The sequence below is a fragment of the Bacillus cereus group sp. MG9 genome, assembly GCF_040459995.1.
Taxonomy (GTDB): Bacteria; Bacillota; Bacilli; order Bacillales; family Bacillaceae_G; genus Bacillus_A; species Bacillus_A mycoides.
The window spans coordinates 1-19663 of the sequence record NZ_JARVHC010000004.1; the positions used below are offsets into that span (position 1 = coordinate 1).

The window sequence follows — 19663 nt, forward strand, 5'->3', positions numbered from 1 at the left end:
AAATTCAGTTAGTAGTTCTGTTACAAATGGTTTTAATTTAGGAGTAACAGCTTCTTCAACATTTGGCATTCCATTGATTGGAGAAACAAGTGTTGAATTATCTACTGAATATAATTTTTCAAGCACAGATACCAATACAAAAACTGAAACTATCAATTATACCGCTACTCCACAAAATATTACTGTTCCAGCACATTCTTCTGTGGAAGTTATTGTGAATTTAAATACTGCTAAAATAAGCGGAAATGTAAAGCTTCTCTCTTTAGTGGATGGTCAATATACTTATGACGGTAAGGGGTCCACTGGTACGAGTTCTTTAGCGGCTATGGCATGGAGCGCTTTAGAGTATGATAAAAACCTTGATTTAAGTGTACAAGGTCTGAATTATAATGACCAAAAAGTGTATTTAGTAGGACATGGTAATTACTCAGCTGAATATGGAACAGAGTTCTCTGTAACTGTAAGACCTGTAGCGAAACCTAGCGCATTTGCTGCTAAATCTAGAAGCATGGTTGCTGAAAATAGCAAAGCGACAAACGAAGGCTATACTTATACAGTAAAACCAGAAGTTAAAAAAGAACAATAAAAATAGTAGAAAGCTCTCTCACAAGAGAATCGAAGTGATGGAGCCCCCTCAAATAATGAGGGGGTTTCCCTTGTTGCAATTATTTATTTACATCAAATGATAAAATAAGTATTTCTACTCCTTTTATACAAATATTCCCCCTTGCTATATTTAAAAGGAAGAAATGTGAGGAAAGAAGAACATGAAAAAAATTCTTTTAGGAAATTTAGTAGTATTTGCAATACTAACGAGTATATCTTTTGAATATAACGAAATCGCAACGAATTCTAAAGAAGAAGTTGAAGAAGTGGATTTAATGTCTATCTTTCCATTTGAATATTAAAAAAAGAAACAATCACCAGCCACTGCCTACATATTGCTACTCATTCATCAATTGGTTTATGCTTTTTTCAAATTTTGCAACAGAACCTCTTCCCAATTAAGAAAATTTAATGCTTTTTAATTTTGAAACCGTAGGAATAATTTATCGCTACGGTTTTTAGTATACAATTTTTAAGGAAATACCATATCTTTTGAAAACAAAGAAAGATCAAATGGTAGTTTCTCAGGTTCGCGATTTGAATCAATATGATATTTTCCAAATCGATTTACATGCGCTGTCATGTAGGGACTTAAATAACAAATCAATTCTTTATTAAATCCCACGTGTTGTTTTTCATACTCATGAAGTAGTTTAGACATGGAAAACACGTTATAAAAGATAAGACAGTTGGCAACCAGTTGATTATACTTAATAATTTTCTTCTGTTTTTCACGATTATTCTCAGAAATAATGCCTTCCCCACCAAAAAAGAGCCACTTTGTAAATCCATTAAATGCTTCAGATTTGTTTGTAGCAGATTGAATGGTACGTCGTAATTCTTCATTAGACATGAATTGTAACAAAAACATCGTTCTAATAGCTCTGCCTAATTCACAAAATGCCTGGTATAATTTATTCCTCTTACTATATGTGCCTAGTGTATTCAATATAGTAGATGGAGTAATTTTACCAGCTTTGATTGACATCGCGATCCTAAGCATATCTGGGTAGTGATTTTCAATTATACTCCAATTGATTTCTCCTGAAAATAGTTCATCAATATGTTCATAACTGTCTTGTGAATTGGGTCGAAATAATTTTAAATGCTTCCAATTGCGAATACGAGGCATTAACTGAATACCTAATAAAGTAGCTAAAGCAAAGACTGTGGTGCTTTGTCCTTGCGTATCCGAATGCAGAATTTCTGGTTGAATATCTACTTTTTCATTCATCAAAACATCTAATATAAGTATTCCTTCCCAAACTCCACAAGGAATAAAATTACTAAATAAAGCAATATATGTGTTAGAAACATGATAATATCCAATACCCCCATAACCTCCATATCGAATATGGTTTTCGGATAAAAGATTTTGTTCATAGACATCCCATATTGTTCCGTCTGCTGATGCACTTTTTCCATCTCCCCAATATTTGGGAAGTTCAAAACGATTGTAAGCATTAATTATATATCGAATTGCTTTGTCTAAATCTTCAACTGTTACATGCCTTTGATTAATCCAGGCAATTTGTTTTCGATCTATTTCTTGTACTGAACGAGCCGTTTGAGTAGGACCTAAGTTACATCCGTAACAAAATGTATTCGTTACATAGCGTTCAACATGATTTTCTAATTTGCCCTCATATCCTGAAATGGGTCCAAAAAACCGTGTCCAATTGAGCCAATATTCTGTGTCTGCTAACATATCTAGAACGTTAATCGGTTCTAAATTATACATAATATAATTTTCAAGCTCTTTCAATTTAGGAGGAACCTTCTTCTTTTTTAGTTTTCCAATTACTACTTCGCCTTTTTCAATTCTAATTTGTTGATTATGCGGGAAAGATTTGTTGGTATTATGGCAAACTTGTTGAAGGTCATCATGTATCTTTTTTGTGAAATCTGAACCTAAACTAGGTAAGTTTAATTGATTACAAAATTCCTCAAGGTTCTCTTCATATTCTTCCCATGAAATAAGTTGTTTTCGATAATCTGCATATTTTTCACTACCTTCAATATATAAATCTCCAGATTTCAAACCCCACATAATTTGTGAAAATACACATACTTCAAAATGCCGACGATTCAGTTCCTCCGGAACAACTTCTCTTTTCCTTTTAGGGCTTAACCATCTCCACCAACCATCAGGTATCCAAGACAAGTTCAGAAGAGGTGTCACTTTTCTTTTCCACGGTCCAATCTTTTTTATATGAGCGACCGATATCCATTCTTTTCTGGTATGTTGATGAGATAATAAAAATTGAATGGCTTCTACTATAGATGAATCCTGATTTGTTGACCGTAAAGGGAATACCTCTAAAATTTTGAATAGTGTAGAGCAATGACTTTTAAAGATTTTTTGTAAAAACAAATAGTAATTATCCCCACTAAGTGCTAGATGATCCTCGCAATCTTGTAATACTTGATCTTCTTTCTCTCCAAGTACTTGTTGAATAGCTTGCAAACGTTCTTCAGGTATTCCTTCCGTTTGGTAGGCCATAAGTACATGCTGTAAAGTAGTTATTAAAGAATCCGTTCGTTTTTGTGTCTGCTTTTTATAATCCTGTAAAAATTCACGTCCTTTTTTATGGATACTCATCATACGTTTGATCAGCATTTCACCAATATTATCTAGTACCCTTGATGCTTGTACAGAAACCAAAGAGATAGCCAACGTATATCTTTTCTTCTTTTCTATTTCTGACATACGATAAGCATCTAATGTTTTGGCTTCAGCAGCCATTTGTTGTATTTTGGTTGAAGAAAAACTTTCGAGAAGGTGAACAGGTATTTTTTGCTGTAGTAACCAATCGTGATGCATAATTAACTCTTTTAAATGAAATAAAGAGGCACGTTTGGCATCTTCTTTGAGGCGATTCCATGGGCTATAAAAGGTGTCAGGTTCTGTTTGAAATAAATAGTCTATCTGTTGTAATTGTTGCTCTTGTAAGGATTCATATACTTGCTCATAAATGAAACGATACGATTTATGTCTTATTTCATTAGCCGCTTCTTTAAAAGTGTTATAAACGGGTAATTCATATCTTTGATGTATTAATTCTTCAATAGCTGCATTAATTAAATCAGCTGGATCATCTTTGCTTCCAGCTACATGTTTCATTGTATCAAGCATAATTTGACGAGCATTATGATCAAATTGTTGGATTTTTAGATACTGTCTTACAAAGTGATACTGTCTTTTTACAGTACGTGTTTTACCATATGTTTCCCATTCAGTTTCAGTAGGAATAGGTAATTGAGCTGACTGAGCAATGTGTTTAATTATAATTGGAGGTATATCTGAAATACGTGTAAAAAAGCCAAGATTTTGTACAGTTTTTAGCAAAATTAGTAGCGATAGCTGTTGTAATGTTCCTTTTGTTTTCAAACTTGTCCATTCTATTTCACTTCTTGTTGGCGTATATACACTACTTAATTCTTCCGTACTTAAATTATGTTTGATTCTTGGATATATCGTATCTTGAATACTAGGCATAACTAATCCCCCTAGAATTTATATATTTTTCAATATTCAACCATCTTCATTGTAAAATAAAAACCTATCCGTAGATAGGTTTCTTGTTTATATTTATAGTATCAATTTGAATATTTCCCCAGAGTGTCCCCTCATACCTTGAATCGTTTCCGTACCCCTTTTACAGTGAAAATCTTCATTGCCATATACATTCTCATTTGTTATCTTTTTGTTACCTTCAGATGAGTCATCTATATGTTAAAATATTTATATTCCTCCTAATCAGTTTATCCGATTAGGCGAGCCCTAAAGAGCCCCTATCTCCTTAGGGCTCTTTTCATTAAACCTATCATTCTATCTCATTTCTTTTCTCTATAAAACAAATAGAACTCTTATGATAAAACTTCGTACGCTTGCATACCCACGAATCATCGGCATCCTCAACATCATTGGCCAAGAATATTTCCACTTTCGCCTTTTGTCCGTTCTCCATAATCACAATACCTTCGTAATAACCCTCTATATATTCTGTTTTCTCTTCTTCTGTATCAACTAATAAGCCCCATTCGTTAGGGAAACTGTCAAAAAATTGTTGCTTTGAAATAGAGTTTGATCAAAACGGATTCCTACACAATACATCTAGAGATATTATTTATAAAAAAGTTTGATTAGAACTCATGACACCATCATATAAAAGCGTTATAAAACTACTTCTATACATCATTGAATAAGCAGGCATTATAATTTAGCTATCTAATATTTCAAGGTGCGCTACAATTAATTATTCGGACGTATTCTGCTGATTACATCGATCACACAAAATCTCTTTCGCACTTTTTACTAATAGGTGGTCACCATACATGCCCATCAACTTAAGAATTCAGAATTACCCCAAAACGAAAAAATGAGCTTTTTTGTTACAAGTTAGCACAAAATTTTGTTCTGGGGGTACTATCAAGTTAAGGTTTTAGACTACCCATAAAGTCCAAAAGACGTTATCCTTTCTGTAGAATTATAAGAAAGGATGGCGTTTCTTTATGAATCTTTTGATTCTTGATGAACTTCAACCGATTGCTGAAGAATTACAACGACATATATCTCCTCATCTTCTAGAATACCTAGCCAAAGAAAAAGGCGACATTAGTAGATAGTTTATGAGTAGCGAGAAAAAAGCTTTGTGAATTTCACAAAGCTTTTTTCAACGTATGACTATGGATTCTGATGTTCGTGATACGCATGGCATGAATAAGATGAAGTTCGGTGGACAAGCTGTATGCCCTCAATGTTTCCTTGAAAACGAAAGTAAGAAGCTCCAGGAACAAGAACAGGCGAAATACGATGCAGACAAAGCGAATGAGAAGAAGTTCTTGTTCCATCAACAAAGCATGATTGCCGATAGCAACATTAAGAAAGCTAACTTTGAGAACTATCAACCTACTCTAGCGAAGAACCTTGAAATTGCAAAGGTCATCGCAACGGATTATCTCAATGAGAAGGTGTTCAATACGATTATGGCCGGGAATTGTGGAGCGGGTAAAACACATCTTGCCTATGCAATCGCAGATCAGCTTGCAGGTGCAGGGATATCGGTTGTCTTCGTTATAGTTGGTGAATTGCTACGGAATATTAAAAGTACGTTCAATAAAGATTCCTCCTTAACTGAGGATTCAATCATACGGACATTGGTAAGAGCGGATGTATTAATAGTTGATGATTTAGGAGCAGAGTTAGGCGCGTTAGATGCAAATACAAAAGCAACAAACTTCATTAATAGGGTGTTATTCGATGTTTTCGATGGTAGGCAAGGTAAATCTACTATCTTTACTACAAACCTCACAGGAGAGCGTTTGGAGGGTGCATACGATGAACGGATTGTATCGCGTATCTTCAATAACTTTAGAGCGATTGTTTTCAAAGATACAAAGGATTACAGAAGAAAAGCATTGCCATTTTAAAAGGAGGAAATCGGAATGTGTGCATGTGAAGGAACTGGAGTAATCAAAAACGATATGGGAACGGGGATGTATCAATTTGCACCATGTATTTGCGAAGTAGCGAATCAAACACCTGAAGAAGTGGATAGAAGACGTCATGCCGTTATGGCGAGGTTCAGTGAAATTCATAAATTACAACTGGAGGGGAAATGGGATGCCGAGACTTGGGACGGATTTAGAAAAGGAGAATTACACAATCGCAGCACAACAAAGGAAATACATGAAGAAATCGCGTCGTAACATGTATGTGGCGTTAGAAAATTTGGACTTGGTATTCGATGAGAGTGAAGTGATTCGATTACAAGAAATGTGGGAAGAGGATAAAAACATCATTGAAATTGCAAAAGAACTAGGAAGACACCAACTCGAAATTGCGGCTTTGATAATGGATCAAGCGGATAAAAACGAGATTAAATCTCGACCAATGGGGTTAGGGGCATGAAACAACTAACACTTGATGATGTTGTGGGAAGTTTTAATTACTCCGCAACGAGTACCGCTGAAAAGTTCTTACAGCATAGCGTCATAACGACATACGCTGTGGAATTCTATGACAAGGAAGAAAAGCAACGTATTGATTGGTTCGATGTAAAGACAGAGAGTGGAGCATGGAGCGCGGCAGTGAAAGAGCATGGTAAAGGTATTCAGAAGATTAAGGTAAATCGTTCTGAACGTACGAGAAAAGAAATTATGGAGCTAGATTAGGAGGGAGAGAATGGAGAATAATTACCTGCCTGTTCCAACTTGGGAACAGTACGAAAAAGCTAAGAGTAACGGCATTAACAAAAACAATGTAGATCAACGAATCATCTGAGGGTGGAACATACTAAGAGCCATTACGTGGCCAGTGAAAGAATCATTTACAAAGAAATATAAGAAAGAATTAGAAACAGCTCATTTTGTTGAAGTAAATGAGTTATCGGTTAGTGAGCGGGGCGTTGGTGGTTTCGGGTCAACAGGCATGAAATAAAAAAAGCTAGGATTTCTCCTAGCAAAGCAATACTAAAAAGTCGTAAGGAATGTTGATGCTTTTGCACTTTGATTATATAACAACTTCGGGACAAATAGTGAGAATGACAGCAATCTTTACAAGTTTTTTACGTAACATTCATATATTAAAGAATTTGATAAAAAATACAATTTGAATTTTATTCAGGATGGGAATTCAGTGCAACAAAAAGTAATGAATAAAAGAGAAAATCCCTGTGGGGACAGGGATTTTATAGGAGAGATATTATTGTCGTAAGGTGTCGAAATTTGGCGTATTCGACGAATTAATATTATCACGAGTTTTCAAGTAATTGTGATGGTTGATGTGTCAAAAATGTGTACGACTTTCATATAAAAGCATTATTTGAATAGGAAAAGGGAAAAGAATTAAGTTCACTCGTTCTTAAGATTTTCCCCTTTGAAATTTACTGTTTGTTCGTTGTTCTATATACGTCTGAAATTGGTAAATCTTCGCCATGTAAAGCTTGAGTACCGTTCTTCTTGTTTGAATCATGTGCCTCCTGAGATGTTTCTTGCATTTGCTCTTGGGCCTTACTAGGAGTATTCAGCGCATCCAATGACACATGATCAAGTTGTTGACTTAATAGATTTTTTTTATCCATGTTATATAGCTCCTTTTTGAACTTAGATATAAAAACGATGTATTTTTAAATAGTTACGTGGGTATTATGTATCTTTGAATGGAATTATATACACAAACTATATTGAGAAATTAACTAATTATAAAAATTACTTGTGATGATAAACTTAAAAAATATAAAAATCATTAGTTCTTAAAAAAAGCGTTATTTGATACCAAATAAAAATAAAAAAAGCCCTTTAAGAGAGCCTTGTAAAGGCTATCGCATATCGTATACCACAGTATATACATGTCTCGGAATAATGTGAACAAAATAGTTATTTGCGCGACACGTTTCCTCATAAGTGTGCAAACACGAAATAGGAGGGTTATCAATTTGATGACAACAACTGATTGACTGAAAGTAGGAATGAAAGCCGTCAGGTTGAGCTGAAACTACTTATATAATACTCCTACATGCAAGGCGTGATAGTAGTCACAAATTGTATGAAGCTAGGTGAAGTCGGCTGAACAAAACCTAAGTGAGAAATCATATGGTAATGGATAGGTCGGGATGCTACAAAATATCTATGGTGAGAATGTCCAAATGGACTGACGAACTTGCGAATGTACGGGTCTAAACTATTAATACATTAGAAATGTGTATGTCGTCAATGACGACGTTATCTACCGAAAAGTAAGAGTAAATAATATGAAATTCGGAACATCTAACAATGAAGATGTAAAGATAACAGGCTTACAGCAAGCACCTAAGGATATATGTATAGCTAAGTCAATCGGAACGTGGTAAGCAAGAAACTGTCACAAACGCCTACTAGCGAACAGATGCATATAAGGTTCTAACGAACCGAAATTGCTTAATTCTTGTGAAGGTGGGGACACAGTACCGACGAAGCATGTAACGAATGTGAAGGGATAGTCCCTAGTCTTGTTCTTTGAAAACTAAATCAATTAGATGTAACTCACAGGATCGAGTAAGATGATGTGACCTTTCGTAAGAAAGGGGAATTAATACGTTGGTGAGTACAACACTAAGTTTGTAATCTAGTTGCTTTAGTATAAAAGGATAAGATGGGACGCTGTATGCGATGAAAGTCGCACGTACAGTGTTAAGCGGGGGAAAAGATGGAGATAACTTCAAAGTCTTACCTATCGCAACAAATAAAAAGAGCGCTTTTTAAGGCGCTCTTTGACCAAGAGTCATATAGAAAAAAGGTGCACATCATATTGTATGTATGTTTTTATGGCTGTGCAGTTTTTATACAAAAGCGTTATTTGATAGATTTTTGATGATAATCGCTTAGATATTAATAAGTTAATTAGGTATTTGAAATATAGTTTCACCAGGTTTGGAAAACCTATACAATTTTCTTGCGAATTTTAAAATGCCTTCTTCACTTGCTGTTAAAGTCTTAATATCTTTTTCGAGAGATTCCCCAACCTTTTCTAGAGTAGATAATCTTTGTTTTTCTTGATCTATTAGGACTTGTTTTGCTTTTATCAATTTTTGTTGTTGGTAAATGGAATGTTGAGCAGACAAAGTTAGAGACAATATAAAAGCTAAAGTTAACAAAAAACGCCATCTTAGTTTTTTATTCGTTTGTTGTTGATTGTAAGGATTAAATTGTTTTTTGGGGACTAATTGTTGTGATAATTCTGGGGTATTGCTCATTTTAATGCCTCCATTACTAATTATAGAATTTAAAATTTTTAAAGAAATCATATAAACAAAATGGGGATTTTGAAATCATTTTTGTGAATGTGGGATAGTAAACTTTAAATAAAATCCCTATTCTTTATTAAAAACTGCCCTTATTGAAGGGGCAATAAGGGGCGAAAAGAGATGAATTTGCAAGGGGTAATCTGCAAATTCTTTTAAATTGTAACATGTATATATACCTATAGTAGTTACGAAAAGGTAACAAAATCCTTATTTAAATAAAAGAAACCCCGATTGTCTGCGGGGCTCCTAAGGGTAATCGTCAAGTAATGACGTACTCGACTAATTAAAGGTATCATGTATTTTTTGGTAAAAATACTGGTAAATGTGTCCAAATGAATGAGGGTATCATTTGGAACAAAAAAGCTATTTTAATTTCAAACAAAAGAACAGTCAGCAAAAGCTAACTGCCCCATTTTGGAGGAAAATCAATTGTTACAGATTGGCGTATTCAAAGTATGGACAGAAATTGGGGATTTATTCAGACAAAACTAAAAAGAGCACCTTCAAGTAGTGCTCTCAGTAAGTTGGGCCCTCAGAGAGTAGTGTGGCACACATGATAATATATGTGAGTTATTCATTGAGGTGCAAATACCTAATAAAAACTACATTTGGCACAACAAAGCAGCTAGAAAAAGCTAACTGCTTAGCCCCAAGTAAGAGAGAGGAGCGCTTTATTAGGTCTAAGGCTGAAATAAGGGTTTTAGATGTTAAGACATAGGACCTAATATATAGTATGGATCTTACTTCAGAAATTATGTATATAAATTGTATTCATACAAAAATGGTTAAAAAAACAAAGTAGCTAGCTCAATTAGCTAACTGCTCATCTCCAAGGGGGAACAAGGAGAAAATCTAATGTCATATACAGTATTAACGGAATATTGAGTTTTATTCAGGGGATTATGTTATTTGATTGACGAAAAATTCCTTTATTAGCAGTAAAACACCGAGGAGAGACAAGACTTCAATTGAGAACCAAAACATGCTTTTTTGAGGTTTTTTAAACTCCATTAGTATGGAAGAAAATAAAAAGATCGCAATTATCATGATAATTAAGAGACGGACTATATCAGACATTAATAGCACTCCTAATATTTAATCAGTTTCATTATATAGTTATTTCCAATGAGACGGAATTTGAGACTTGTTTTATTGAAATTCGAACAAAAAAGGTCCTGTTGTCTCCAACAGAACCTTTCCTAAAATGACAAAGAGTAACTCTTACCTTACTCTTCTGCTATATAATACACAAAACACGTATAGATGTGTAGAACAAGAAATTCCAATATAATTATTCGTATAAAGTGTTTAAAAGTATCCTTTCAGGGATTAATATAAGGGATTAAATTACAAATGTTGATTTATCAATGGATTTTAATGATGCGCTAGTAAGTTATAGTTAATAAAAAAATATGAAATGTTGCATATTCAATTAAAATAGAAAGTTACAAGTAGAAAGCGAGGAATAACAATGGGACTAGGAAACCGTGGGATGGCATTTGAAATGCTTATTAATCTATCTATCGAACGAAATGTATTAAAGAAGGGGAGTGGCGGGTTCTGGTGAAAAATATTAGTTAGAAACATAGAGTAGCAATTTTCTCTTCATTTCTATCTTATGAAGCTAAGCCAAACAATTTATGAATAAATTCTTTCTGGTTTGGGACGGACTTGTCCGGTAAAACAAGTTGTCCCTTTTTCATCATATGCATAGCTTCAACGCCACTCAATATAGAGAGTAGATAGGCATGGGTTATGCCCAATATGTAAAATTACATAGGGTTGCTAGTCCAGATTAGTATATAATGTAATAGAACGGATTGGATTTTTCTTTAATCGTTAGATTCGAACCTAACGTCCTATCAAATTCGTAAAAATGTGTAAACTGAGAAACTTTGGAAAGGCATCCGGAAGGATGTCTTTTTTTTTTATGTGAACAACACTCAAAAAGTATAGTAGAGAATACTGGTGGCCCCCATGCTCATCAAGCTAAGGTCTTGAAGTACCCCCTAAACGAAATTTTTACTTTTCTACAGTTATTTATTTGAATTGAACTCGTTTTTTTCGTTTTGGGGTGATTGATTTCTTAGGTTGATGGCGATGTATGGTGACCCCTATAACAAAAAATACGAGAATCTACTACCATCCATGATTTTCTTCATATATTTGCACCAGAACCAAAAAAACTGTCTCTAAAAATCGTTTCTCACGACCTTTTGAGACAGCTTCTTTTCTCATATATTGTATTAGTAAACAAATATTGCAATTTAATTTGAGAATAAAATAGAATTTAGAATGCTATTATTTTGTAGGATTTCCTAGATACGCTAAAATATCAACACTTAATGCTTCTGCTAAGCGCATACCATACTCGCGGTCTGCACGGAAGAAGTTGCAAATTGCAAGTAGTTTCGTTTGCTCATTCACATCTTTTAAATCGCTTGTTAAGTTTGCGATTAAATTATCTTGTTCCTCTTTAGAAAATGAACGGTAACGCTCACCAGCTTGCTGGAAGTCGTTTGGTTTATCAATTTTTTCACGAGATACATAGCCTTCAAGTTTCATAATCGAATCACGGTAAGCTGAATCTTCAACAGGATTTTCAGCATGACGACTTGGCTCGTAGTTAATTGTTGATGGGTTTTGATTGATTTGCATTGCACCATCACGTTGTTGATTACGAACAGCTGCGTATGGGCAGTTTACAGGAATTTGTAAATAGTTTGCACCAAGGCGGTAACGCTGTGTATCTGGGTAAGAGAATAAACGACCTTGTAATAGTTTATCTTCAGATGGTTCAATGCCAGGTACAGTTGCACTTGGCGTAAATGCCGCTTGCTCTACTTCCGCAAAGAAGTTTTGTGGGTTGCGATTTAAAGTCATTGTCCCTACTTCAATTAATGGGAAGAGATCTTCTGACCATACTTTTGTTGGATCTAGTGGATCGAACTCTAAAGAATCCATTTCATCTAATTGCATAACCTGTACGTGTAGATCCCATTTTGGATAGTTTCCTTTTTCAATCGCTTCGAATAAATCACGAGTCGCATGGTTGAAATCTTTACCTTGTACTTCTTCCACTTCTTTTGCACTTAAATTGCGGACATCTTGCTGTGGTTTCCAATGATATTTAATGTAAACAATTTTACCTTCCACATTAATCCATTTAAATGTATGTACGCCGAAACCTTCCATTTCACGATAGTTTGCCGGTGTACCATAATCAGAAAATACCCATGTCAGCATATGTGTAGATTCTGGAGTTAACGTCATGAAATCCCAGTAACGATCTGGTGTTTGAATATTTGTATCAGGTGCTGGCTTTAAAGAATGCACCATGTCAGGGAATTTAATTGCATCACGAATGAAGAAAACAGGTAAATGGTTACCTACGATATCGTAGTTTCCTTCTTCTGTATAAAATTTAACAGCAAACCCGCGTGGATCACGAGCTGTTTCTGGAGAACCTTGACCATGAATAACCGTTGAGAAACGAACGAATACAGGTGTTTCAGTTCCTTCATTTTGTAAAAACGCTGCTTTCGTATATTGCTTCATACTGTTTTTTGTTACGAACATACCATGAGCACCTGCACCACGTGCATGTACAACACGCTCTGGAATACGTTCACGATCAAAGTGAGCAAGTTTTTCTACTAAATGATAGTCTTCTAATAATACTGGTCCACGTTGACCAGCTGTACGAGAATTTTGGTTATCTCCTACAGGAGAACCTTGATTTGTTGTTAAGCGATTATTTGGATTCATAAAGGGGAACCTCCTATTTATATTCAATAATAATTATTTAATTAAAAATATTATAATTTAATATATATTTAGTTTTATTACTTGTCAATAATTTAAAATCGTTTTTTTCATTTTTTGAGATAGGATCCGCGAAACAATCCATAAATATATCTTGTGTATTTAGCATAGCCAGTCTAAAATACTCTGCAATAAATCCAATTGGACAATAAACAAAAGAGTCATAACCTACTTTATATATAAACCTCTCATCAAGTCTTGTACATCTGATCAAATCCATGAATCTGGTGTATTCCCTACACTTCGCCAACCAATTAGTAATCTTCTAAACTTGAGCATACTAATCACACATCTTTTCTGGAATTTTAATTTCCTTATATTTCCAGATGTTAATCCGTAATGAGCATTGGTTCATCATCTGTGGGATTATTTAAAACTCCCTCTTTTGATAACTATACGTTCAACTAAGTAATTATTACACATTATGTAGTATGTCTATTAAGTTATAATCATTATAAAATGATAATTGCTAAAAGTAAATATTTTGTCGAGAAGTGTCATTAAAAATCAAATATCAATTCTTTTTTTATAACTATTATAAAAAAAGAATTGATATTTGATGGAGATTATATTAATATCATTCGAGGATATTATGTAATATTCACTCTTTGAATATTAAAGAGCCGATTTACTCTTAACGGGGTAAAATCTGGCTCTTTTCTTGTCTGACTTTTCTTACCGTGGGGTTTTTCTGGAATAAATGTTAATTGCGAGGAGAGGATGTCGGTGTTTGGGAAATGCCGAGATATAGGGAGTTTATTATTAATTCTTTCTTTGCTGATCATAGCTTGTGTATTACAGGCTCTGGGAGAGGAGAATGGGGAATGATGGATGCAATTATAGAAATTTGCATAAAATTTATTATGATATATTGTATAGGCTGTTTTGGTGCTAGTTTGTTATGGAAAACGAAAACAAATTGAAAGGATAGGAGAATCAATATGAGCCTTTCACCAAAAAAAAAGATGTTGCAGCGGGTTGAAGAAAAGGAAACGTCATACTGTAGTGATGATCCATTGGCTATTGCAAAAGGGATTAGAAATGGATTTCTAATGGCATTGCCATTTTGGTTAGTTGTATTGTATTTAGTTATATGAAAACTACATAACTACGAAAGGGTGAAAGAAATGATTGTTTCGAATGGAATTGCTGATAATATTCAAACGAAAAAGCAGGCACAGAAACTCGCAATGGAAATGACAAAACAAGTGCTTCATGAAGGCGCTGGATTAACGTGGGGGAGAACTACACAATCATTTTTAAGTGGAGCAATCCTTTATATTAAGGATAAGCATAAAGAACAGGCTCATTTATCCGATTTGAAGGCGTTTGTTGTACAAGGTGAGAAGAAGGACGGCTTTTTAGAATATATCACTAGCCATTTGGAAAAGGATCATCCTTCTTATCATGCTTTTCAAATCATGTTAGCGTGTAAAGAATCGACGCTTGCTCTTTGTTCTTATCCTTTCTGGATTGTGTATGAGAGCAATAGAGAGGTGAGATAACAAAATGAGTTTAATCATTCCACATTATTTACGTGTAGGCGGATGTTCGAAAGACAAAGTGTTACAGGCGCATAAAAAAGCGAAAGAAATATTTAATCCGAAGGGTCAAACGAATAAATTGGTAAGTCAGTTGAGAAACGTTTCCTTTTTTGTACTTTGTGACGGCAGCCATCATAGATGGAAAAATGAAGATGAATATATGAAAGCGAAAACGGCATATATTCGTTACCTTGTAGAGTCTGATATTCAGTTTGTAGAAATGGCAACACAAGAATTGATTTCTTGAAAGTATGCAAAAGACCCAAAAAAGCTAGAACAACATACTTATCATGTAGAAAGAAAAAAACAGCGTATCATTAGTCAGCTGATCGATTGCGGATTTTACAAGGATGGAAGAAGACAACTCTATGAATTAGAGCCTTCAGAACTAGAAAAGCATCTGAAAAAAATTAAAAAGGAGCGAGTAATTCTTCATAGTTGATGCAAAGGAAGTAAGACTGTGGCATCTAATAAGTTTGAAAAAGAACTAGAGAAATCCATTAAAGCAGTTGTGAAAGGGTTGCGATTGGTTATGTATCAACCGGAAGATGTAGACGGGAAGAGTCAAAAGGTTCGATTTTATTTAGGTGGACCAGAAGAGAACTTGGATTATCTAGTCAAATCGTTTCGAAGTGTATATAAAAACGCGAAAATTATAGAACAAACGATGGAACACATTGCGTTTTCACGTAATAAATTGTTTGGTGGTGCGGTTGGCGGGAGAATGCGATTACAGACGAAAAAGTCCTATCAATTACTTAATATAAAACTGATAAACTAGGGATACCGCCCCATGTCCATCAACTTAAGAATCTTTACTATCCCCAACGTTATTCTTTCTAAAAAGCTAAATAGAAAGGATGACGTTTTTTACTAGATTCTTAAGTTGATCGACATATATGGTGACTCCTAGGAGTTGATACATATGGAAAACAAGAGCTCATGTATATGCAATTTCAAAAAAATTAAACTACCAGAAGCTTAAATCTTATATCAAACCCATAGCCGATTATCAACAAGAGTAAAGGAGCGGTGAGTGTGACAACAATTTTAGTATTAGAAGATGAGATAACAATTCGTAGTTTTATTACATTAAATATGAAGCGTGCTGGTTTCAATGTTTTAGAAACCGATACAGGTGAAAAAGCTCTTGAGCTTTTAGAAAATCATAATGTTGATATTGTAATACTTGATGTTATGTTACCAGGAATAGATGGTTTTCGAGTATGCAAAAGAATACGAAAAAACAATGAAAAGATTGGTATTATTATATTAACGGCACGTGTTCAAGAGAAAGATCAGGTACACGGTTTGACAATTGGAGCAGATGATTATATTAAAAAACCATTTAGTATAATTGAATTAGTAGCACGTGTACAATCCTTGCTAAGAAGGGTAAAAGAAAATAAAAAGGATATGAAATCGATTCATTCGGGACCATTTCAATTAGATCTTCTGCAAGAAAAATTATATAGGGAGGAGATAGTAATTGATTTAACTCCAACAGAGCATATTATTTTACGATATTTAATGGAAAATTCCATAAAACCAATTTCACGTGATGAGCTCTTAAATAAAATATGGGGTATAAGTTGTGTAGGTAACACAAAAGTAATAGATGTGAATATCAGTCGTCTTCGTCAGAAGATCGAACCTAGTCCTTCTGATCCTCAGTTTCTCCTTACGGTACGGGGGAAAGGATATAAATGGAAATGAAGCAAACGATGATGCGGAAAATTAGTTTGTACTTTATGAATGTCCTAGTATTTTCTGAATGTGATGAACATTTTCTGTTGCTATAAATATACTTTTGCTTGAATTTTTACCGACTCCTATAAGGCCTCACATTATCAAAAAAAGAAAATTGTACGTTTAGACACATTTTGGACACAAACCAACCGGTTCCCTGTACGTTAAGGAACCGGCTACTTACTTTACTACTTTTTTAAACTTTGCAACAGAACCATAAAAGCTATATTTTCCTCTTACTTAATTTTTGCCGCATCAAAAGCCTTTTGAACTGCCTGAACTTCAGCTGAGTTCGCCCCATATTTATTTGTTGCAACTCGAAGGGACGCTGATCTCAATTCGGAGAAATCAGAAGTCTTGTTTAATTCATCAGTGTTTGCATAATGGAAAATATCAAACGTTTTATCCTCGCCAATGCCTTTTACAGTCACACCGTTATGAGTGCCACCTTTTGCAATTAGATAAGCAACTTTATTAATAATACTTGAGTTGAAATGAACGCCTCCTTGATCCTCTCCATTTAAATCGTTAAATTCACTATAATCATCTGGATACGGTAATCCAGATGAAAAATCAATTGAAGATGGATTTGCCATATCACGGAAAGCTGATCCAGTTTGTTCTCCTATTTTCCAGTTAAATGCCCCATTATTGACGTATTTCTCAATAGCTGTTCCCATAATATCAGACAAGGCCTCATTAATTGCACCAGATTCTCCGTAATATTCAAGGTCGGATTCACTAGATGTAACCGCATGTGTAAATTCATGTCCCGCTACGTCAAATGCCTTTACAAGAGGGTCTCCATATACAAGCATACTACCCCCATTAGCACTTGCTGCATTCTGCCAATCTTTCGGGTCATTTGTATCTCCAGAGTCCCAGGCATGTACAACTGATACTACTTTTTGTCCCTTATTATCAAAACTATTACGCTTGTATTTATCTTTATAAAAATCATATACTTTTGTTGCTAAGAAATGGGCACTTACCGCTTTTGGATCATTAAATGTTGTCGAAGTGCTAGTTGCTAGTGTACCAGGGTAATAGTTTTCCTCTGTTTTAATATCTCTGTAATTTACATCATATGTTTCAATTCCTTGCCCTCTAGTGTAATCAGCAAGTGCATATTTTCCATTACTTTGTTTAGAAATACCAAATGTACGAGAGGTACCTAAATCATCTTTTCCTGTTCCAGTTAATGATGTAAGATTGCTTTTTCTACTTTCCTTTAAGGCTCCAACAAGCTTTTCACTTGCTTTTAAGTTGGATTCTTGTACCATATTTTTTAACATATCCCCATTATGTGCATTTACTAAATAGGTTCCAGATACATAGTTTGGTGTTGCAGCAGCAAATGTAACTTGGTATGCATTGCTGGCTTGTCCACTTTTTTCATCAACAAAAATAACTTCCTTTACTTCTGGCTCAGAAATAAACTTGATATCCTTACCGTACTTCGTATAAATATATTGTTTCGCTTCTTCTTGTGATAGATTAGTAGGCTTCTTTAAATCTTCTTGATTTAAATTTTGCGCGCTATCTCCTGAAACACTCTTAATAACACCCTTTTTATCTACGTGTGCAGTCAATTGATGCCCATATACTTCTTTTCCTTCGTATGTTTGTTGCATACGCACAAGTGTTGTTCCATCATAAGAATCACGCTTTTGAAGAACCTTATAATCTACTCCCGTTTCTCCATTCACTTGTTTTTGGGACAAAGCTTGCTCTGTCTTCTCCTTAAGAGCATCTTTTACTACATTCTCTGGTGCCTTTTGAGATGGTTGTGTAAGCTCACCTGTACGAAACGAATCCTCTTGTATTTGAACTTGTAGTTGATCTGTTTCCTCTGCATGACCTACTCCATATGGCGTTACAGCTGTTAAAGCTAATCCTGTTGTTAATGCAACTGTAGCTAATGTTTTTTTATTTTTCATGTTTTCCACCTCGCATAATTTTTTGAAATATTAAACTTGTAAAAAGTATACTGTCTTTTCTTGTCGAAATGAATAGAAAATACAGAATTTATGTAAGATTATGCAAAATTACATATTAAAAACCGTAGCAATAAATCATTCCTACGGTTTCAAAATTTAAAAGTATAAGCAATGTACAGTATAATTTCATCTTTTATAATCTTGTAGAAATTATAGAAAAAGAGGAGAAATATTATGAAACGTATAAAAAAAATCATTCCCGCAGCTTTTGTATTAAGCTCAGCTTTACTTGTAGCACCAGGATTTTCTTCAGCAGATACGAATACTACAAATGTAGAAAATCTTCCAATAGTAATCAGTTCTCAAGAAGGAAAAGCACCTATGTCAGCAGAGCAAGTTGAGAGTAGTGGTCTTCCTATTCCTCAAGCTCCTATTGGACCTTATCAAGAATTTCCTTATGAGGCTTATTCTAGTACACAATACGGTGACTTAATTGACTATGTATATGTTGATCTTTATGCAAAAAAAGCTCAAACACTGTCAACAAAAGATTTAAAAGAAACCCCATTCTTAATTGTATTACCAGATGGTACTCGAGTGAATGAAGTTAAAGATGACTATAATTTAAATATTACTCCTGGTAAACTAGCATATACAATTGGTTTACCTAAAGAAAAATTCAAAGAAATTCTTTCTGATACAAAACTTAAAAAAGATATTTACTGGAAGTTGATAGATTCAAATATTGTAGATAAAAACTCTGGATATCATTGGAGTAAAACAGTAACGAGTGGTCTGTCTAAATCGAATACTTTGGGATTTGCTCTAACAGTTGGGTTTGAAGCAGGCTTTGGAGAAACTGCTAAATTTACAACTTCGTTAACTACTAGTTTTGAGTCTAATACTACAATAACTGATGAGACTTCAACTACGAAAACTTTTGATTTTAATCCAAAACCTGATTATGCATACGACCAATATCGAACTGCGTTATATCAGCAAGTGGCTAAATATTCAGTTCAGCCAGGATCCAAATTAAATGAATTTATAAATTCTGGAAATGAAAGCAATGAATATTATGAATTCAAATTAAAACAAGAATACAATTATCCGGTAGATGTTTTAGTAGCTCTTACATCTAAATAAAAAATTAGGTTCAATTTAATTCTCCCTAACATATAAAGACAAAAAAGAGTCCTAAATTAATAGGGCT

The 19663-nt window shown here is 34.3% G+C and carries 20 protein-coding genes and 2 pseudogenes; 16 read left to right on the plus strand and 6 right to left on the minus strand.

Annotated features, from left to right (window positions below; all coding sequences use genetic code 11):
* Together QCI77_RS29845 and QCI77_RS29850 are read left to right on the plus strand one after the other, a co-directional pair.
* Window positions 1–586, plus strand: a 586-nt coding sequence (locus QCI77_RS29845) for an ETX/MTX2 family pore-forming toxin (RefSeq protein WP_353826056.1), incomplete at its 5' end; no start/stop codon positions are given.
* A gap of 181 nt (window positions 587–767) precedes the next feature.
* Window positions 768–908 (plus strand): hypothetical protein, encoded by a 141-nt coding sequence (locus tag QCI77_RS29850; RefSeq protein WP_353826057.1) that lies wholly within the window; start codon window positions 768–770, stop codon window positions 906–908.
* A gap of 170 nt (window positions 909–1078) precedes the next feature.
* Here QCI77_RS29850 and QCI77_RS29855 read toward each other — a convergent pair whose 3' ends face one another.
* Complete coding sequence (locus QCI77_RS29855) at window positions 1079–4105, minus strand: Tn3 family transposase (RefSeq protein WP_353826058.1); 3027 nt, start codon at window positions 4103–4105, stop codon at window positions 1079–1081.
* Between the two features lie 1184 nt (window positions 4106–5289).
* Here QCI77_RS29855 and QCI77_RS29865 point away from each other — a divergent pair.
* The 5 genes and pseudogenes from QCI77_RS29865 to QCI77_RS29885 all read left to right on the plus strand — a co-directional run.
* On the plus strand, window positions 5290–6039 hold the full coding sequence (locus QCI77_RS29865; RefSeq protein WP_353826059.1) for an ATP-binding protein: 750 nt from the start codon (window positions 5290–5292) through the stop codon (window positions 6037–6039).
* A gap of 15 nt (window positions 6040–6054) precedes the next feature.
* A complete protein-coding gene (locus QCI77_RS29870) occupies window positions 6055–6318 on the plus strand; it encodes a hypothetical protein (protein WP_353826060.1) in 264 nt (87 codons plus the stop codon).
* The gene (locus QCI77_RS29875; protein ID WP_353826061.1) at window positions 6233–6520 is read left to right on the plus strand and encodes a helix-turn-helix domain-containing protein; all 288 of its coding nucleotides are present in this window, start codon (window positions 6233–6235) and stop codon (window positions 6518–6520) included. The genes QCI77_RS29870 and QCI77_RS29875 overlap by 86 nt, the downstream gene beginning before the upstream one ends.
* Complete coding sequence (locus tag QCI77_RS29880; RefSeq protein WP_353826062.1) at window positions 6517–6783, plus strand: hypothetical protein; 267 nt, start codon at window positions 6517–6519, stop codon at window positions 6781–6783. Before QCI77_RS29875 ends, QCI77_RS29880 begins: the two co-directional genes overlap by 4 nt.
* Before the next feature lie 178 nt (window positions 6784–6961).
* Window positions 6962–7048: pseudogene (locus QCI77_RS29885) on the plus strand (dUTP diphosphatase); the annotation flags it as partial.
* Between the two features lie 445 nt (window positions 7049–7493).
* Here the strand turns inward: QCI77_RS29885 and QCI77_RS29890 are convergent.
* Both QCI77_RS29890 and QCI77_RS29895 read right to left on the minus strand, forming a co-directional pair.
* Window positions 7494–7691, minus strand: coding sequence for a hypothetical protein (locus QCI77_RS29890; protein WP_353826063.1), 198 nt, complete (start codon window positions 7689–7691; stop codon window positions 7494–7496).
* Window positions 7692–8984: 1293 nt separating this feature from the next.
* Window positions 8985–9341, minus strand: coding sequence for an FtsB family cell division protein (locus QCI77_RS29895; RefSeq protein ID WP_070139887.1), 357 nt, complete (start codon window positions 9339–9341; stop codon window positions 8985–8987).
* Window positions 9342–10863: 1522 nt separating this feature from the next.
* On the opposite strand from QCI77_RS29895, the gene QCI77_RS29900 reads away from it, so the two are divergent.
* On the plus strand, window positions 10864–10959 hold the full coding sequence (locus QCI77_RS29900) for a recombinase RecU (protein ID WP_353826064.1): 96 nt from the start codon (window positions 10864–10866) through the stop codon (window positions 10957–10959).
* Between the two features lie 49 nt (window positions 10960–11008).
* Here the strand turns inward: QCI77_RS29900 and QCI77_RS29905 are convergent.
* A pseudogene (locus QCI77_RS29905) lies at window positions 11009–11128 on the minus strand (IS6 family transposase); the annotation flags it as partial.
* A 565-nt stretch (window positions 11129–11693) separates the two neighbouring features.
* The gene (locus QCI77_RS29910) at window positions 11694–13160 is read right to left on the minus strand and encodes a catalase (RefSeq protein WP_353826065.1); all 1467 of its coding nucleotides are present in this window, start codon (window positions 13158–13160) and stop codon (window positions 11694–11696) included.
* Between the two features lie 794 nt (window positions 13161–13954).
* On the opposite strand from QCI77_RS29910, the gene QCI77_RS29920 reads away from it, so the two are divergent.
* The 7 genes from QCI77_RS29920 (at window position 13955) to QCI77_RS29950 (ending at window position 16477) form a co-directional block, all read left to right on the plus strand.
* Window positions 13955–14140, plus strand: a complete 186-nt coding sequence (locus QCI77_RS29920; protein WP_353826159.1) for a hypothetical protein — start codon at window positions 13955–13957, stop codon at window positions 14138–14140.
* A gap of 18 nt (window positions 14141–14158) precedes the next feature.
* Window positions 14159–14314, plus strand: coding sequence for a hypothetical protein (locus QCI77_RS29925; protein WP_353826066.1), 156 nt, complete (start codon window positions 14159–14161; stop codon window positions 14312–14314).
* Window positions 14315–14344: 30 nt separating this feature from the next.
* Complete coding sequence (locus QCI77_RS29930) at window positions 14345–14722, plus strand: hypothetical protein (protein WP_353826067.1); 378 nt, start codon at window positions 14345–14347, stop codon at window positions 14720–14722.
* Between the two features lie 4 nt (window positions 14723–14726).
* The gene (locus QCI77_RS29935; protein WP_193649056.1) at window positions 14727–15008 is read left to right on the plus strand and encodes a hypothetical protein; all 282 of its coding nucleotides are present in this window, start codon (window positions 14727–14729) and stop codon (window positions 15006–15008) included.
* A gap of 66 nt (window positions 15009–15074) precedes the next feature.
* A complete protein-coding gene (gene fbpA, locus QCI77_RS29940) occupies window positions 15075–15203 on the plus strand; it encodes a Fur-regulated basic protein FbpA (RefSeq protein WP_080021449.1) in 129 nt (42 codons plus the stop codon).
* 18 nt (window positions 15204–15221) lie between these two features.
* On the plus strand, window positions 15222–15542 hold the full coding sequence (locus tag QCI77_RS29945; RefSeq protein WP_353826068.1) for a hypothetical protein: 321 nt from the start codon (window positions 15222–15224) through the stop codon (window positions 15540–15542).
* 257 nt (window positions 15543–15799) lie between these two features.
* Entirely contained in the window at window positions 15800–16477 is a 678-nt protein-coding gene (locus QCI77_RS29950; protein WP_353826069.1) for a response regulator transcription factor, read from the plus strand.
* Between the two features lie 269 nt (window positions 16478–16746).
* On the opposite strand, the gene QCI77_RS29955 is transcribed toward QCI77_RS29950, so the two are convergent.
* The gene (locus QCI77_RS29955) at window positions 16747–18450 is read right to left on the minus strand and encodes a M4 family metallopeptidase (protein ID WP_353826070.1); all 1704 of its coding nucleotides are present in this window, start codon (window positions 18448–18450) and stop codon (window positions 16747–16749) included.
* A gap of 234 nt (window positions 18451–18684) precedes the next feature.
* Here QCI77_RS29955 and QCI77_RS29960 point away from each other — a divergent pair, with 234 nt between their 5' ends.
* Complete coding sequence (locus tag QCI77_RS29960) at window positions 18685–19596, plus strand: hypothetical protein (RefSeq protein WP_353826071.1); 912 nt, start codon at window positions 18685–18687, stop codon at window positions 19594–19596.
* Window positions 19597–19663: the final 67 nt, after the last annotated feature.

Excerpts from the sequence above, each read along its gene's own strand:
- QCI77_RS29930 (WP_353826067.1), top strand. The coding sequence starts at position 14,345 with ATGATTGTTTCGAATGGAATTGCTGATAATATTCAAACGAAAAAGCAG.
- QCI77_RS29895 (WP_070139887.1), bottom strand. The coding sequence starts at position 9,341 with ATGAGCAATACCCCAGAATTATCACAACAATTAGTCCCCAAAAAACAA.
- QCI77_RS29925 (WP_353826066.1), top strand. The coding sequence starts at position 14,159 with ATGAGCCTTTCACCAAAAAAAAAGATGTTGCAGCGGGTTGAAGAAAAG.
- QCI77_RS29875 (WP_353826061.1), top strand. The coding sequence starts at position 6,233 with ATGCCGAGACTTGGGACGGATTTAGAAAAGGAGAATTACACAATCGCA.
- QCI77_RS29870 (WP_353826060.1), top strand. The coding sequence starts at position 6,055 with ATGTGTGCATGTGAAGGAACTGGAGTAATCAAAAACGATATGGGAACG.
- QCI77_RS29955 (WP_353826070.1), bottom strand. The coding sequence starts at position 18,450 with ATGAAAAATAAAAAAACATTAGCTACAGTTGCATTAACAACAGGATTA.
- QCI77_RS29880 (WP_353826062.1), top strand. The coding sequence starts at position 6,517 with ATGAAACAACTAACACTTGATGATGTTGTGGGAAGTTTTAATTACTCC.
- QCI77_RS29890 (WP_353826063.1), bottom strand. The coding sequence starts at position 7,691 with ATGGATAAAAAAAATCTATTAAGTCAACAACTTGATCATGTGTCATTG.
- QCI77_RS29865 (WP_353826059.1), top strand. The coding sequence starts at position 5,290 with ATGACTATGGATTCTGATGTTCGTGATACGCATGGCATGAATAAGATG.
- QCI77_RS29960 (WP_353826071.1), top strand. The coding sequence starts at position 18,685 with ATGAAACGTATAAAAAAAATCATTCCCGCAGCTTTTGTATTAAGCTCA.
- QCI77_RS29920 (WP_353826159.1), top strand. The coding sequence starts at position 13,955 with ATGCCGAGATATAGGGAGTTTATTATTAATTCTTTCTTTGCTGATCAT.
- QCI77_RS29850 (WP_353826057.1), top strand. The coding sequence starts at position 768 with ATGAAAAAAATTCTTTTAGGAAATTTAGTAGTATTTGCAATACTAACG.
- QCI77_RS29900 (WP_353826064.1), top strand. The coding sequence starts at position 10,864 with ATGGGACTAGGAAACCGTGGGATGGCATTTGAAATGCTTATTAATCTA.
- QCI77_RS29935 (WP_193649056.1), top strand. The coding sequence starts at position 14,727 with ATGAGTTTAATCATTCCACATTATTTACGTGTAGGCGGATGTTCGAAA.
- QCI77_RS29855 (WP_353826058.1), bottom strand. The coding sequence starts at position 4,105 with ATGCCTAGTATTCAAGATACGATATATCCAAGAATCAAACATAATTTA.
- QCI77_RS29910 (WP_353826065.1), bottom strand. The coding sequence starts at position 13,160 with ATGAATCCAAATAATCGCTTAACAACAAATCAAGGTTCTCCTGTAGGA.